Origin of the sequence: Streptococcus oralis subsp. oralis (assembly GCF_002096595.1) — a bacterium.
In the GTDB taxonomy this organism is placed as follows: Bacteria; Bacillota; Bacilli; order Lactobacillales; family Streptococcaceae; genus Streptococcus; species Streptococcus oralis_D.
Window position 1 is genome coordinate 115,632 of sequence record NZ_NCUR01000007.1, and the last position, 13,356, is coordinate 128,987.

Below are 13,356 nucleotides of genomic sequence, written 5' to 3' on the forward strand. Positions count from 1 at the left end.
GTGAATAGTAGAACATATTTTACAATCCTATTCGTTCTATTCTCCTTTTCTTTCTCCTTGGCCCCGATACAATAAAATAAATACCACTAAAAACAAGGAAATCGTAGGTATATCAAAAGATTCAAACCATGTAGGTAGATGTATCTTGTTTATATCGGCCATGATTCTAATAATTAGATAAGCTATCGAGCTAAATAATACAGTGGTCTCTGGCCAAGTTTTTCCTAGTAATTGAACAACTTTCATCCCAAACTCTAATCTGATGGTCCATCAATTCCCAATCGTACTTTCTTTTGTTTTGTACTTGTATCCTACATAAAACAGACCAAGCAGAATTGGATAGGTTTCTGGATAAAACAGGGTATTGATCGGATTTTTCATAATCATATACGTTGCGATATAAAGAATGATCGATACGACAAAATACCCCTCAGCAAATCCTAATAAGATTTTTTTCATAGCAGACTCCTATTTACCTGAAAAGAGTGCTCGAGTTGTTAAAATAGCTCCACCTGTATATACAAATCCTTTTACAAAACCGACTGCCACAGGGATAAGAAGGGGAAAGGCTCCCCCTTGAATTTCCTGCAAGTCCGTATCAGTCATTGTTTCAAATTCTAAAATAGATTTTTCCATATCATCTCCTCCTTCTATTACCATCTACCCGTCACATAATTATAACCTGCAATTCCTACTGCAGTAATTCCACCAGCAATTTTAGCTGCTGTCACAGGATTAGCAATCACCCAAGCTACAATCGGCCATGCTCCCCCATCCACATCCATCAACTCTTCTTCTGTAAGAGCTACAAAGTTTTGTTCCATTTTGTCAAAGTTTGTCATCTTTTTTCTCCTTTATTTTTATTTTTTTTAGTTTACAGTTTCTAGGCTTTAAACCATTTTAAAAACCAGATTGGAAAAATAACTGAAATCATTTTTTCTCTCCTTCCTTTTCTTCTCACTTATCTATTCGAGAAGTGATTTAAAATGAGCAGATAAATTTCATTTATTTCAAATACCATTTGATAAACCATGGCAATAAGATTGGTAAATACATCGCGTAGTCTCCTTTCTTTTCTCCTCACTTATCCATTCGCAAAACAATTCGAAAATGAACAATTCATTCATTTTTATTTTAAAAACCACTTAATAAACCATGGATAAAAACCGGTCACATACATAAACGTTCCTCCTTTTTCTTTCTCATCTCTTTATTCGCAATTTCTACTAAAAGTTTCTCTTTTTTCCGCAAATAAAAAAACAACATGACTTGCATGTTGCTTTTGGCTATTTTTTATCTTTAATAATTGCTACTACATCCGCTACACTTTGAAGTTGATCGATTTCCTCATCAGTGATTTCGATACCAAATTCATCTTCTAGTGTCAAGACAAACTCCATCAAATCCACTGAGTCCGCATCTAGATCGTCTTTCAAACTTAAGGCCTCTGTTACGGCAAAGTCTTCTCCCTGTCGCTCTTGGATAATGGTTACAATACGGTCAAAAATTTCTTTTTCTGTCATCTTTTTTATTCTCCTGAAAATTCACGCGCAGTCTGAGCAACTACGTCTGTTTCTAGCATGGTACGAATCTGACGAATCGTACTGTACACAGCCTTGGCATCACTTGAGCCATGAGTTTTTACAACTGGCGCCTTAACACCAAACAAAACTGCTCCTCCAACATCTGAATAGTTAAGCTGTGTCTTCAACCCCCTAAGACTATCCTTAAGAAGTAGAGCACCTAGCTTCGCTCGAAAGCCACCACCCGTAATAGCATTTTTAAGTAATCCCATGATTCCCAAAGCTGTACCTTCAATGGATTTGAGAACAGCGTTTCCCGTGAAACCATCTGTTACGACAACATCCGCAACGCCATTCATCAGATCACGCGCTTCCACGTTTCCGACAAAGTTCAAACTTTGATCAGCTACTAGCAAGTCGTATGTTTCCTTACGAAGCGGATCTCCCTTGCTGCTTTCTGTTCCATTGTTGAGCAAACCAATACGTGGTTTCGAAATTCCACGAACATTTTTCGCATAGAAGGAACCTAGGACAGCGTATTGGTGCAGATGATGGGCTGTATTTTCTGCATTGGCTCCAAGGTCTAGCATGTCAAACCCTTTTCCATCAATGGTCGGCAAGGTCGACATGAGTCCTGGACGATCGATGTTCTTGATACGACCCACAATGAAGAATCCTGCAGCCAACAAGGCACCTGTGTTCCCAGCTGAGAGGACAGCGTCTGCTTCTCCCTCTTTAACAGCCTTAGCTGCCAATACCATGCTGGCATTTTTCTTCTTACGGATAGCTTTTGTCGGCTCATCATCTGAGTCAATTTTCTCATCCGTATGGATGATGCTAACGCGCTCTGTCGCTGTTAGATATTGCTTGATTTTGCTTTCATCTCCATAGAGTTGAATCTCAATATCTGAAAAGTCAGCAAGGGCTTGATTGACACCCTCAACGATGGCTTGAGGTGCGTAATCGCCCCCCATAGCATCTACTGCGATTTTTTTCATTTGTCTTCCTCTTTTAGTAATTGTCCCCAGTCTGCTAGGGAATCAATAAATTTCTTTGATTTTAGGTGAATTCCAACGTACTCTTCGTAGAGTTGATCCATAAATTGGCGTAGCTCTTGCTTGATTTCTGCCTTAAGCGAAATGGTCTCCAAGGTTTCAAAATCAATGGCTTGAAATTGATTGAGCAGATAAGGAATGTTGGGATTCAGATGGCAACGTTTCTCGTCCTCATGGTAATGGTCTGGACAGAGGCAGGCTCCATATTTGAAAGAAAAGTCAAAGGCCTGACCAAACCGATGGCAAAAGACACACTCATTAAAATTAAGGCTGATTCCAAATCGAGTCAAGATTTGAATTTCAAAAATATTGGTTAAGACCTGATAATCTATGCCTGCTTCCATCAACTCCAGAGTCTTCTTCAAGAAAGCAAACAAGGGAGCATCCTGCTGATTATCCTGCAAACTAGCATCTGCAAGAGCCGCAACATAAGTCGCATAAGCCATGACAAAGAGGTCACTATTGATCTTAGGAAAGGTCATCACCTCATGGTAGTCCTCGATGTAGCTAAGCCCGTCATCATTGATTCGTAAGAGAAACCGTGCCAACACCAAGGGCTGAATAACCGGAGCTAGTTTGGACTGGCCAGCGTGTTTGACGAAAAACATACGCTTGCCCGCTTGCTCGGTAAAGATCTTGACTAGCTTGTCATCTTCACGAAAGTTACGATTGTAGAGTACGAGACCTTGACTCGTGATAGACTGAATCATGCTTCTCTCATGTACTCCTCAAGTCGTTTCATGGCCTCTCTGATCGTTTCCATGCTGGCTGCATAAGACAGACGCACATAGCCTTCTCCGTAACGTCCAAAGGCTGCACCAGGGATAAAGGCAACGGCCTTCTTATAGGCAAAATCCTTCAGAAAAGCAAAGGAGTCTTGATTGTAGCCCGCTGGAATCTTAGCAAAGATATAGAAGGCCCCATCTGGTTTGATAATCTCAAAACCAAGAGCAGTCATGTTCTCGATAATATAATCACGACGCTGGATGTACTCCTTCTTCATAGGCTCCGCGTCGTTTTTACCCGCCGTCAAAGCCTCCACCGCAGCATGTTGAGCCATCGTATTTGCAGCAGTAACCAAGTACTGGTGACTCTTGATCAACTGAGCTGTGAAGGCCGCAGGAGCAAAGATAAAGCCTAAACGCCAACCTGTCATAGCATGCGATTTAGACAAGCCATTGATAATAATAGCCTGGTCTCTCAGCATAGTTCCCAATGATACATGATTTTCCCCTGTATAGGTTAATTCTGAGTAAACCTCATCACAGATAACAAAAATCTCATACTTGCGTAAAACGTCTGCCAAGGCTTCCAACTGCTCCCGACTATAGGTAATTCCTGTCGGATTGGCTGGATAGTTGAGAATAACTGCTTTGAGTTTATCCCCTTGCTCCAGAATGGCCTTTTCCAACATCTCAGGAGTCAAGACAAAACCATTTTCAGTTGTATCAATCTCGACAATCTCTGCCCCAACTAGATTGACAATCGGCTCATATCCTGGATAGGCAGGAGCTGGCAAGAGCACCTTGTCCCCCTCTTCCAAAATAGCCGTCAAAGTAGCAGATAAAGCCTCTGTCGCCCCAATTGTAACTAAAATTTCATTTTCAGGATTATAATCTAGCTGGTATTTTTCTTTTACAAAGTCGCTAGCAGCCTGGCGCAAGGTCAGTAAACCACTCATCCCTGTATAGTAGGATTGGTTCTGGTCAATCGCCCGCTTGGCTGCCTCCTTGATATGATCTGGCGTTGTAAAATCAGGTTCCCCCAAGGTCAAACGCAAGACCCCAGGAATCTCTGAAATGGCCTGGTCAAACTGGCGAATCAAGGAAACTTGAATCTTGTCTAACTGTTTATTAAAGCGTTTGGTTAAGTCCATAGATATCCCCCTTGCTTACAGAACATAGTACTATTATACTACAAAAGCTTCCTGACCGCAAAATCCATCTGAAATCCGCATTTTTCACTTTCTGTTTTACTTTTCTTCTCGACAGGACTATAATAATAAGTGCTTATTTTCGGAGGTTTATATGTCATTTTTATCAAAAAATGGAGCAGGAATCTTGGCCTGCCTTCTCATTTCTATCGTATCTTGGTTCCTGGGAGGATTTTTCCCGGTCGTGGGTGCACCTGTCTTTGCAATTTTTGCAGGAATGCTCCTCCACCCCTGGCTCTCACCCTACAAACAACTAGACGCAGGTTTGACCTTTAGTTCCAAAAAATTGCTCCAGTATGCCGTTATCTTACTCGGTTTTGGTCTCAATATCTCGCAAGTTTTCGCAGTTGGACAATCTTCACTCCCCGTCATCCTTTCCACCATTTCGATTTCCTTAATCGTTGCCTACCTCTTCCAGCGTTTCTTTGCGCTAGACACAAAACTGGCTACCTTGATTGGAGTGGGTTCTTCTATCTGTGGTGGTTCTGCCATTGCTGCGACAGCACCCGTTATCCATGCCAAGGAAAAAGAAGTTGCCCAAGCCATCTCCGTTATCTTTTTCTTCAATGTCTTAGCAGCACTTATCTTTCCAACTCTAGGAACCTGGCTTCACCTATCCAATGATGGCTTCGCCCTCTTTGCAGGAACTGCAGTCAATGATACTTCTTCTGTAACGGCTACCGCCAGCTCCTGGGACAGTCTTTATCAGACCAATACCCTTGAGTCTGCAACTATTGTCAAACTCACGCGCACCTTAGCAATCATCCCCATCACGCTCTTTCTCTCCTACTGGCAAAGTCGCCAGCAAAAAAACAGCCAAGATTTCCAACTAAAAAAAGTCTTCCCACTTTTTATCCTTTATTTCATCTTAGCCTCTCTCTTAACGACTCTTCTCACCTCTCTCGGCGTGTCTAGTAGCTTCTTCACCCCTCTCAAACAACTCTCCAAATTCCTTATCATCATGGCCATGAGTGCCATCGGTCTCAAAACCAATCTGATTGCCATGGTCAAATCCAGCGGTAAATCCATTCTTCTTGGAGCCCTTTGCTGGATTGCCATCATCCTCACCAGTCTTGGCATGCAAGCATTGATTGGTGCTTTATAAAATAAAAAGGTAGCCCATGGCTACCTTTTTATTGCTCAAGAATTAAGCGAGTATGTTCTCTCTTAATACAACGATTCATCACGATGTCATCGCATCCTCCAGCACGTAAGATTTCTTCCGCTTCTAGATTTTCAAGTCCCAGTTGTGCCCAAAAAATCTTAGCATCTGCCTTGAGAAAATCACGCGCCACATCTGGTAAAAACTCGCTCCGTCGGTATACATTGACAATGTCCACAGGAAAAGGAATCTCTTCTAGACTCGCATAAGCCTTTTCTCCCAAGATTTCCCCACCTGCAGCCTTGGGATTAACTGGAATGATTTTATAGCCCCGAGCTTGCATTTCCTTGGTCACTCGATTGCTAGTTGTTTCTTCACGATCGGACAAGCCTACTACCGCTAACGTTTTACTGGTTGCAAGATACTGACGTACCACACCATCACTTGGATTGATAAATTCTTGACTCATAGAAATCCTCCTTTTCCATCAGTATAGCATATTTTGAAAAGGCTTGCAGATTTTGACTACAAAAAATCTCCTAGCAAGAAAAGAAACCTGCTAGGAGAACAATCTATTTCAAGTGAAAGTTTAGATTTTTTTCTCGATACTAAATAATGGAGAAAGAGGACGTTTTTCGTGGATACGTACAATGGCATCTCCTAAGAGATGAGCAATCGAAATTTGTTCAATCTTATCAATCAAACGCTCTTCTGGTAGGTAGATAGTATCCAAAACAACCAATTTCTTAATAGCTGATTTTTGGATATTGTCCATAGCTGGCCCCGAAAGAACTGGGTGCGTACAGCTTGCGTAAACTTCAACAGCACCTGCTTCAGCAAGAGCATCCGCTGCATGACAAATAGTTCCAGCTGTATCGATCATATCATCAATCAAGATACAAGTCTTGCCTTCGACCTTACCGATGATGTTCATCACTTCACTGGTATTCATCTTGTCTACACTACGGCGTTTGTCAATAATTGCAATCGGAGTTTTCAAAAACTCTGCCAATTTACGAGCACGAGTCACCCCACCATGGTCTGGGCTGACAACCACGTAGTCAGAGCCAACCATGCCACGACGTTCAAAATAGTCCGCAATCAATGGAGCACCCATCAAGTGATCTACAGGAATATCAAAGAATCCCTGAATCTGTGCAGCGTGCAAATCAATCGTCAACAAACGATCCACCCCAGCAACTTCTAGCATGTTTGCAACGAGTTTTGCAGTGATTGGCTCACGCGCGCGCGCTTTTCTATCCTGACGTGCATAGCCATAGTAAGGCATAACAACATTGACAGATTCTGCACTAGCACGCTTTAATGCATCCACCATAATCAAAATTTCAAGTAAATTATCATTTACAGGTGAACTAGTTGATTGTAGGATAAAGACGTGTTTTCCACGGATTGATTCTTCGATGTTGACTTGAATCTCTCCATCTGAAAATTGGCGAACAGTCGATTTCCCCAACTCTATCCCAATTTCTTGCGCCACACGCTCTGCCAATTCTCTATTAGAAGAAAGGGCAAACAGCTTTAAATCAGAAAAAGACATGATTTCCTCCGGTATTTATGTATCACTTGTTTTTCACACAACATTTTCCATTTACCATTGTAGCGCTTTTTCCTTTATTTTTCAATCAAAAATAAAACAAGGGCAAACATTTATACCCTTGTTTTTTACTATTTTATATTAGCTATATTAAAACTAAAAATCCTACATTTTAACAATCGATTTTATGCTAGGATGAGATTTTTTCGAGTTAAAGTTAGTATACTTCTCTCATACTTCCTGTATCCACATCATAGACAGCACCTGAAATAACCACATCATCAGGAATCAGTGGAGACTCTCTAAGCAATTGCATATCCTCTCTCACACTCTCTTCAACATCCTGAAATGGTAAAAAATCTTGATCAGACACATCAACCCCGAGCTCGTGTTTCAAATGTTCATGAAAACTTTCATTTTGAAAGGTTTGAGCTCCACAGTCTGTATGGTGAAGCACCACGATTTCTCTTGTCCCCATTTGTTGCTGGGAAATCACCAGTGAACGAATCATGTCCTCAGTTACTCGACCACCCGCATTCCGCAAGATATGAGCATCCCCAAGGGCCAAACCTAGAGCTTGCGCAACGTGCAGACGTGAGTCCATACAGGTCACGATCGCTACTCTGGTTTTGGGTTTAAGTGGCAGATTTAACTGCCCATGTAGGGCAACATAAGCCTGATTGGCTTGCATAAACTGTTCAAAATACGACACGATTCCCTCCTCAAAAATTTGATAATCAAATATTTCTCCTATCTTATCATTTTTAAGAGGATTTGTCACGGATTATGCAAAGACCTTTTTCAAAACTTCCTGAATCGTTGTCACACCAATGACTTCAATTTCCTTGGGTGGAGTGATTCCTGTCAAGGAATTCTTGGGTACATAAATCTTGGTAAAGCCCAGTTTTGCCGCTTCATTTATGCGTTGTTCGATGCGATTCACGCGCCGAATTTCTCCGGTCAAGCCCAGTTCACCCACAAAACATTCCTGAGGATTGGTAGGCTTGTCCTTGTAACTAGAGGCAATAGCCACTGCGACGGCTAAGTCAATGGCAGGCTCATCCAATTTGACACCGCCAGCAGATTTGAGATAGGCATCCTGATTTTGCAAGAGAAGCCCTGCTCGTTTTTCCAAAACAGCCATAATCAGACTCGCACGATTGAAATCAAGTCCAGTCGTCGTACGTTTAGCATTTCCAAACATGGTTGGTGTTACCAAAGCCTGAACCTCCGCCAAAATCGGACGGGTCCCTTCCATAGTCACCACAATTGATGAGCCAGTCGCTCCATCCAAACGCTCTTCTAGGAAAACTTGACTCGGATTGAGCACCTCAACCAATCCACCCGACTGCATCTCAAAAATCCCAATTTCATTAGTGGAACCAAAACGGTTTTTGACCGCTCTCAAGATACGAAAGGTATGGTGACGCTCCCCTTCAAAGTAAAGCACTGTATCTACCATATGCTCCAACATACGCGGACCAGCCAAGGTCCCTTCTTTAGTCACATGCCCTACGATAAAGATGGCAATGTTATTAGTCTTCGCCAACTGCATGAGTTCAGCCGTTACCTCACGCACCTGAGACACAGACCCCTGCACCCCTGAAATCTCAGGAGACATAATCGTCTGGATAGAGTCGATGATGAGAAAATCTGGTTGGATGCGCTCCACCTCAGATCGAACACTCTGCATATTGGTCTCTGCATAGAGATAAAATTCGCTATCAATATCCCCCAAGCGCTCTGCACGGAGTTTAATCTGCTGGGCAGACTCCTCCCCACTGACATAGAGAACAATCCCTACTTGGGACAGCTGAGTCGATACTTGTAAGAGAAGGGTTGATTTCCCAATCCCTGGATCCCCACCGATAAGGACGAGACTCCCTGGTACCACTCCGCCTCCAAGTACACGGTTGAATTCCTCCATCTCCGTCTTGGTTCGATTGACATTGATGGAAGTCACCTCAGCCAGTTTCATGGGCTTGGTTTTCTCACCTGTCAAGGACACACGCGCATTCTTGACCTCGGCAACCTCAACCTCTTCTACAAAAGAAGACCAAGACCCACAGTTAGGACAACGCCCTAGATACTTAGGTGAATTATATTCACAATTTTGACACACAAATGTCGCTTTTTTCTTTGCGATGATAAACCTCTTTCTAAATCTCTATCTCACACTCAATCACTTGGCAAAAATCAATCTTCTCGTTTGATACAAATTGGCGCATGAGCATTCGATGAGCGACAACTACCACAGTCTGGTAGTCTCTATACTTAGCCATACATTCTAGAAACCGAGACTTCATTTCCGTAGCTGTCTCATATTGAATAGGGCTATTAGAAAGTAACTCCCCCTTGTTTTCTAGAAATAGTGTTCTAGCCTCTTCAAATCTATCTATGCCAGATTCATAGACCTGCCATTCGTGTAACAAAGGCTCCACCCTCAAAGGAAGGCCAGTAGCACAAGATACATAAAAAGCCGTTTCTAAAGCTCGCGTTACTGCTGAAGTCACTAGTAGATTAGCCGATTGTAGCAAAGGATTTTGCCAAAGTTCCTGAGCTTGTTGCCGTCCTTTCTCAGATAAAGGTGCTAAATCCATCCCAAAACCTGTATAAGAACGTTCCTCTAACTCACGATAATCTGGCTCCCCATGACGTACAAAGATAATCTTCATCTTAGTGTCCAGTTGACCCAAAACCACCAGTTCGCACGCCGTCTGCCTCATCTCCGTCTGCGATCAAAAATGGAGCAAAGACAGCCTGAACCACACGTTCTCCAACTTCGAGAATCACTTCTTGGTCAGTAATGTTTTTCATCTGAGCAAAGATATGTCCCTCATTACCGGGGTTACCATAATAATCCCCATCAATAACGCCAACCGAGTTAATCAAGACCAAGCCCTTCTTACGAGGGTTTGATGAACGGTCATAAAGATAAAGAACTTCTGTCGGTTGCATATAAGCCTTAACACCTGTCGGAACTAAGACAATCTCTCCTGGCGCAATAACCGTACGCACAGCGACCTTTAAGTCGTAACCCGCTGCATGCACTGTCTCACGCTTGGGTAGCAAATTTTTATCTGTAAAGTTCGAAACCAATTCAAAACCACGAATTTTCATATTTTTCTCTTTTCTATTATCATTTATTCTAGATTATTCTATCTTATTTATTCGGAAAAAGCACGAAAAAAAGAGCACACAATTCAAATCGCTTAGGGCTGCTGGATTCCTCCCCTGACCCGCTTCACGCAGAACTGTTGCTCCACTGTTTATTATACCACATTCCCTTCTGTTTTTAAAGAGAAATTATTTATTCCGTCGATTTCGGAAAAAATCCTGCATAATCGCTGCACACTCACTCTCCAAAATTCCCGTTTCCACCTCTACACGATGATTGAGACGCTCATCTGTCAAAATATCGTACAAGCTCCCAGCTGCACCAAATTTCTGGTTTTTAGCCCCGTAAACTACGTTTGGAATACGGGCAAGCCCAATGGCCCCGCTACACATGACACAAGGCTCAATGGTCACAAAAAGCGTGCAATCCAGCAGGCGCCAACTCTCTTCACTCACATTCGCATTCTCTATAGCCATGATTTCTGCATGCATGACCGCCCGTTGCAACTCCTCGCGCGCATTATGCCCCCTACCAATGATTTTTCCATCCTTGACAATCACACAACCAATTGGAATTTCATCGTGTTCTAAAGCAATCTCAGCCTCTCTCAAAGCCTCTCTCATAAAGGCTTCTTTTTCTTCAACTGTATAATTCATCGTTTTTCTCTTTTCCTACTTTTCAATTTTATTATTATATCATGATTCTCAACACAAAAAAAGCCACCGAATGCGGTGACTTAATAGGGAGATTATTATGAAAAAGAAAAGTTTAGGATATTTGTTACAACAAGTTAGGAGGTCTTCTTGTAACTGTCTATAGTATACCCAACCTGTCTTAAACTAATCTTAAAAATCTCCTATGACCAAACACTTTCTAAAATATTGGTTTGTTCACGACCAGGACCTACTGAGAAAGTTGAGATACGAACACCAACCAACTCGCTTACACGACGAACATAATTACGCGCATTCTCAGGAAGATCTTCCAAATTACGAACCCCAGTGATGTCTTCTGACCAACCTGGTAACTCTTCGTAGATAGGTTTGCAGCGTTTCAACTGCTCAAGACTAGCAGGATAGTAATCAATACGTTGACCATCAAGATCATAGGCCACACATATTTTCACAGTATCCAAACCACTCAAAACATCGATAGAGTTCAATGAAAGATTGGTAATACCAGATACACGGCGGCTGTGACGCATTACAACTGAGTCAAACCAACCCACACGACGTGGACGACCAGTTGTTGTACCATATTCATGACCTACTTCACGGATGCGATCTCCCACTTCATCAAACAATTCAGTTGGGAAAGGTCCGTCCCCTACACGACTCGTATAAGCTTTACATACACCTACAACCTTGTCAATCTTACTTGGACCAACACCAGACCCAATTGTCACACCACCAGCGACAGGGTTTGAAGAAGTAACAAATGGATAAGTCCCTTGGTCAATGTCCAACATGACACCTTGCGCACCTTCAAACAGCACACGTTTGCCATTATCAAGCGCATCATTCAAGATAACGGATGTATCTGTCACGTATTGCTTAATTTGTTGACCATACTCATAGTATTCTTCAAAAATATCGTCAACTGAAATAGGGGTACTATCATATAATTTTTCAAACAGACGATTCTTTTCCGCAAGATTACGTTCCAAACGTTCACGGAAAATATCCTTATCCAAAAGATCTGCAATACGAATCCCAACACGAGCAGCTTTATCCATATAGGCTGGGCCAATACCCTTGATAGTAGTCCCGATTTTATTGTCGCCCTTAGCTTCTTCTTGTAGACGGTCTAATTCAATATGATATGGCAAAATGACATGCGCACGATCCGAAATGCGCAAATTATCTGTTGTCACACCTTCTTCATGAAGATAAGTCAACTCTTTTACTAGAGATTTAGGGTTTACAACCATCCCATTCCCAATAACAGAGATTTTTTCAGGAAAGAAAATTCCAGATGGAATCAAGTGCAACTTAAATTTCTTACCATCAATCACAATCGTGTGACCAGCATTATCACCACCTTGATAACGAGCAATTACCTCTGCATTAGCTGAAAGAAAATCTGTAATTTTCCCTTTACCTTCATCACCCCACTGGGTACCTACAACAACAACTGAAGTCATAATAAAATTCGTCTGAGCTACTAGCAGCTCGTCCTTTCTCATATACATGGCAGGAATTTCACCCGCAATTATATCTTACAATTTATTATAAGAAAAAAACACTATTTTATCAAGAAGAAACAGTAGAAAAGATTTGGAAATTCTCTCATTTCTAAATACAGAAGCCTTTTATTATAAGCTAATTCTATATTTTTTAAAAACTAGCTACAACTATCGTTCGTAATTATGATATAGATGCTTCCTATTGGATAAGAGTTGTACCACCTTGCAGGAATTTATCTAGATATAGACGATAAGCTGTTTTAAAGTGATATAGTGAAAAGTCCCTATCACTTTTTATTTTAAATCGGATTAAGTAATATAGTAAAAAACGAAGATGAAGTGATTCCCACTCTGAACAACTCTGGCCTAAAGAGGCATATTCTTGTTCAACTAGTTTCAAAAAGACAAATGCTCGATCATAAAATTTTTGAATCATATAAAAATTCCCTTTCTTATTAGTAACACTAGTCTAACAAAAAAAAGAACTAAAAAAGCTTCAAATCCTATAAAAGAAGAATTTAAAGCTAAACGAACTGAAAATAAAATAAAGAGGTAATTACAGATTTAAAAATTAAAATTTGAAATTTCAACAATCCACTATATTTATAAATAAAAAAACGCTCAATTGAACGTTTCAATCTATACTCCGCCAGTAGGACTCGAACCTACGACATCATGATTAACAGTCATGCGCTACTACCAACTGAGCTATGGCGGATAAAAGCTAAGCGACTTCCATATCTCACAGGGGGCAACCCCCAACTACTTCCGGCGTTCTAGGGCTTAACTGCTGTGTTCGGCATGGGTACAGGTGTATCTCCTAGGCTATCGTCACTTAACTCTGAGTAATACCTACTCAAAATTGAATATCTATCAAATATCAAG

17 protein-coding genes, 1 tRNA gene, 1 rRNA gene and 1 other RNA gene are annotated in these 13,356 nt (G+C 41.4%); 1 reads left to right on the forward strand and 19 read right to left on the reverse strand.

Annotation, left to right across the window (positions count from 1 at the left end):
* Positions 1-270: 270 nt before the first annotated feature.
* The 7 genes from B7714_RS01010 to B7714_RS01040 form a co-directional block, all read right to left on the reverse strand.
* A complete protein-coding gene (locus tag B7714_RS01010; RefSeq protein ID WP_049519176.1) occupies positions 271-459 on the reverse strand; it encodes a hypothetical protein in 189 nt (62 codons plus the stop codon).
* Positions 460-468: 9 nt separating this feature from the next.
* Positions 469-636 carry a bacteriocin gene (locus B7714_RS01015; RefSeq protein WP_000415688.1) on the reverse strand — a complete coding sequence of 56 codons (168 nt, stop codon included), beginning with the start codon at positions 634-636 and terminating at the stop codon, positions 469-471.
* Between the two features lie 17 nt (positions 637-653).
* Entirely contained in the window at positions 654-842 is a 189-nt protein-coding gene (locus tag B7714_RS01020; RefSeq protein ID WP_000180817.1) for a class IIb bacteriocin, lactobin A/cerein 7B family, read from the reverse strand.
* A gap of 444 nt (positions 843-1,286) precedes the next feature.
* The gene (locus tag B7714_RS01025; protein ID WP_000136435.1) at positions 1,287-1,523 is read right to left on the reverse strand and encodes an acyl carrier protein; all 237 of its coding nucleotides are present in this window, start codon (positions 1,521-1,523) and stop codon (positions 1,287-1,289) included.
* Between the two features lie 5 nt (positions 1,524-1,528).
* Positions 1,529-2,521 (reverse strand): phosphate acyltransferase PlsX, encoded by a 993-nt coding sequence (gene plsX, locus B7714_RS01030; protein WP_084859362.1) that lies wholly within the window; start codon positions 2,519-2,521, stop codon positions 1,529-1,531.
* On the reverse strand, positions 2,518-3,288 hold the full coding sequence (recO, locus tag B7714_RS01035; protein ID WP_084859364.1) for a DNA repair protein RecO: 771 nt from the start codon (positions 3,286-3,288) through the stop codon (positions 2,518-2,520). The genes plsX and recO overlap by 4 nt, the downstream gene beginning before the upstream one ends.
* On the reverse strand, positions 3,285-4,454 hold the full coding sequence (locus B7714_RS01040; RefSeq protein WP_084859365.1) for a pyridoxal phosphate-dependent aminotransferase: 1,170 nt from the start codon (positions 4,452-4,454) through the stop codon (positions 3,285-3,287). The genes recO and B7714_RS01040 overlap by 4 nt, the downstream gene beginning before the upstream one ends.
* 151 nt (positions 4,455-4,605) lie before the next feature.
* Here B7714_RS01040 and B7714_RS01045 point away from each other — a divergent pair, with 151 nt between their 5' ends.
* Positions 4,606-5,616 (forward strand): YeiH family protein, encoded by a 1,011-nt coding sequence (locus B7714_RS01045; RefSeq protein WP_084859367.1) that lies wholly within the window; start codon positions 4,606-4,608, stop codon positions 5,614-5,616.
* Positions 5,617-5,644: 28 nt separating this feature from the next.
* On the opposite strand, the gene B7714_RS01050 is transcribed toward B7714_RS01045, so the two are convergent.
* From B7714_RS01050 to rrf, 12 genes are all read right to left on the reverse strand, one after another.
* Positions 5,645-6,082, reverse strand: coding sequence for a CoA-binding protein (locus tag B7714_RS01050; RefSeq protein WP_061428571.1), 438 nt, complete (start codon positions 6,080-6,082; stop codon positions 5,645-5,647).
* A gap of 120 nt (positions 6,083-6,202) precedes the next feature.
* A complete protein-coding gene (locus tag B7714_RS01055) occupies positions 6,203-7,171 on the reverse strand; it encodes a ribose-phosphate diphosphokinase (RefSeq protein ID WP_000010178.1) in 969 nt (322 codons plus the stop codon).
* A gap of 214 nt (positions 7,172-7,385) precedes the next feature.
* Complete coding sequence (locus tag B7714_RS01060) at positions 7,386-7,880, reverse strand: beta-class carbonic anhydrase (RefSeq protein ID WP_002876632.1); 495 nt, start codon at positions 7,878-7,880, stop codon at positions 7,386-7,388.
* A gap of 72 nt (positions 7,881-7,952) precedes the next feature.
* Positions 7,953-9,314: a DNA repair protein RadA gene (radA, locus tag B7714_RS01065; protein ID WP_084859369.1), complete on the reverse strand. Its 1,362-nt coding sequence runs from the start codon at positions 9,312-9,314 to the stop codon at positions 7,953-7,955.
* A 13-nt stretch (positions 9,315-9,327) separates the two neighbouring features.
* The gene (locus B7714_RS01070; RefSeq protein WP_162284787.1) at positions 9,328-9,843 is read right to left on the reverse strand and encodes a histidine phosphatase family protein; all 516 of its coding nucleotides are present in this window, start codon (positions 9,841-9,843) and stop codon (positions 9,328-9,330) included.
* A gap of 1 nt (position 9,844) precedes the next feature.
* Positions 9,845-10,288, reverse strand: coding sequence for a dUTP diphosphatase (locus B7714_RS01075; RefSeq protein ID WP_084859372.1), 444 nt, complete (start codon positions 10,286-10,288; stop codon positions 9,845-9,847).
* 56 nt (positions 10,289-10,344) lie between these two features.
* Positions 10,345-10,442: signal recognition particle sRNA small type (gene ffs / locus B7714_RS01080), an RNA gene on the reverse strand.
* 32 nt (positions 10,443-10,474) lie between these two features.
* Positions 10,475-10,942, reverse strand: coding sequence for a tRNA adenosine(34) deaminase TadA (gene tadA / locus B7714_RS01085; RefSeq protein ID WP_084859374.1), 468 nt, complete (start codon positions 10,940-10,942; stop codon positions 10,475-10,477).
* Between the two features lie 200 nt (positions 10,943-11,142).
* The gene (locus tag B7714_RS01090) at positions 11,143-12,429 is read right to left on the reverse strand and encodes an adenylosuccinate synthase (protein ID WP_084859381.1); all 1,287 of its coding nucleotides are present in this window, start codon (positions 12,427-12,429) and stop codon (positions 11,143-11,145) included.
* A gap of 241 nt (positions 12,430-12,670) precedes the next feature.
* Positions 12,671-12,907, reverse strand: coding sequence for a sigma(X)-activator ComW (comW, locus tag B7714_RS09950; protein ID WP_000614974.1), 237 nt, complete (start codon positions 12,905-12,907; stop codon positions 12,671-12,673).
* A gap of 208 nt (positions 12,908-13,115) precedes the next feature.
* Positions 13,116-13,189 (reverse strand) — tRNA-Asn (locus tag B7714_RS01100).
* A gap of 5 nt (positions 13,190-13,194) precedes the next feature.
* Positions 13,195-13,310: ribosomal RNA gene (gene rrf / locus B7714_RS01105) — 5S ribosomal RNA — on the reverse strand.
* Positions 13,311-13,356: the final 46 nt, after the last annotated feature.

Bases quoted from the DNA above. Each gene is read 5' to 3' on its own strand.
- B7714_RS01055 (WP_000010178.1), bottom strand. From the start codon at position 7,171: ATGTCTTTTTCTGATTTAAAGCTGTTTGCCCTTTCTTCTAATAGAGAA.
- B7714_RS01045 (WP_084859367.1), top strand. From the start codon at position 4,606: ATGTCATTTTTATCAAAAAATGGAGCAGGAATCTTGGCCTGCCTTCTC.
- B7714_RS01010 (WP_049519176.1), bottom strand. From the start codon at position 459: ATGAAAAAAATCTTATTAGGATTTGCTGAGGGGTATTTTGTCGTATCG.
- recO (WP_084859364.1), bottom strand. From the start codon at position 3,288: ATGATTCAGTCTATCACGAGTCAAGGTCTCGTACTCTACAATCGTAAC.
- plsX (WP_084859362.1), bottom strand. From the start codon at position 2,521: ATGAAAAAAATCGCAGTAGATGCTATGGGGGGCGATTACGCACCTCAA.
- B7714_RS01070 (WP_162284787.1), bottom strand. From the start codon at position 9,843: ATGAAGATTATCTTTGTACGTCATGGGGAGCCAGATTATCGTGAGTTA.
- B7714_RS01050 (WP_061428571.1), bottom strand. From the start codon at position 6,082: ATGAGTCAAGAATTTATCAATCCAAGTGATGGTGTGGTACGTCAGTAT.
- B7714_RS01025 (WP_000136435.1), bottom strand. From the start codon at position 1,523: ATGACAGAAAAAGAAATTTTTGACCGTATTGTAACCATTATCCAAGAG.
- B7714_RS01040 (WP_084859365.1), bottom strand. From the start codon at position 4,454: ATGGACTTAACCAAACGCTTTAATAAACAGTTAGACAAGATTCAAGTT.
- tadA (WP_084859374.1), bottom strand. From the start codon at position 10,942: ATGAATTATACAGTTGAAGAAAAAGAAGCCTTTATGAGAGAGGCTTTG.
- B7714_RS01015 (WP_000415688.1), bottom strand. From the start codon at position 636: ATGGAAAAATCTATTTTAGAATTTGAAACAATGACTGATACGGACTTG.
- B7714_RS01020 (WP_000180817.1), bottom strand. From the start codon at position 842: ATGACAAACTTTGACAAAATGGAACAAAACTTTGTAGCTCTTACAGAA.
- comW (WP_000614974.1), bottom strand. From the start codon at position 12,907: ATGATTCAAAAATTTTATGATCGAGCATTTGTCTTTTTGAAACTAGTT.
- B7714_RS01075 (WP_084859372.1), bottom strand. From the start codon at position 10,288: ATGAAAATTCGTGGTTTTGAATTGGTTTCGAACTTTACAGATAAAAAT.
- B7714_RS01090 (WP_084859381.1), bottom strand. From the start codon at position 12,429: ATGACTTCAGTTGTTGTTGTAGGTACCCAGTGGGGTGATGAAGGTAAA.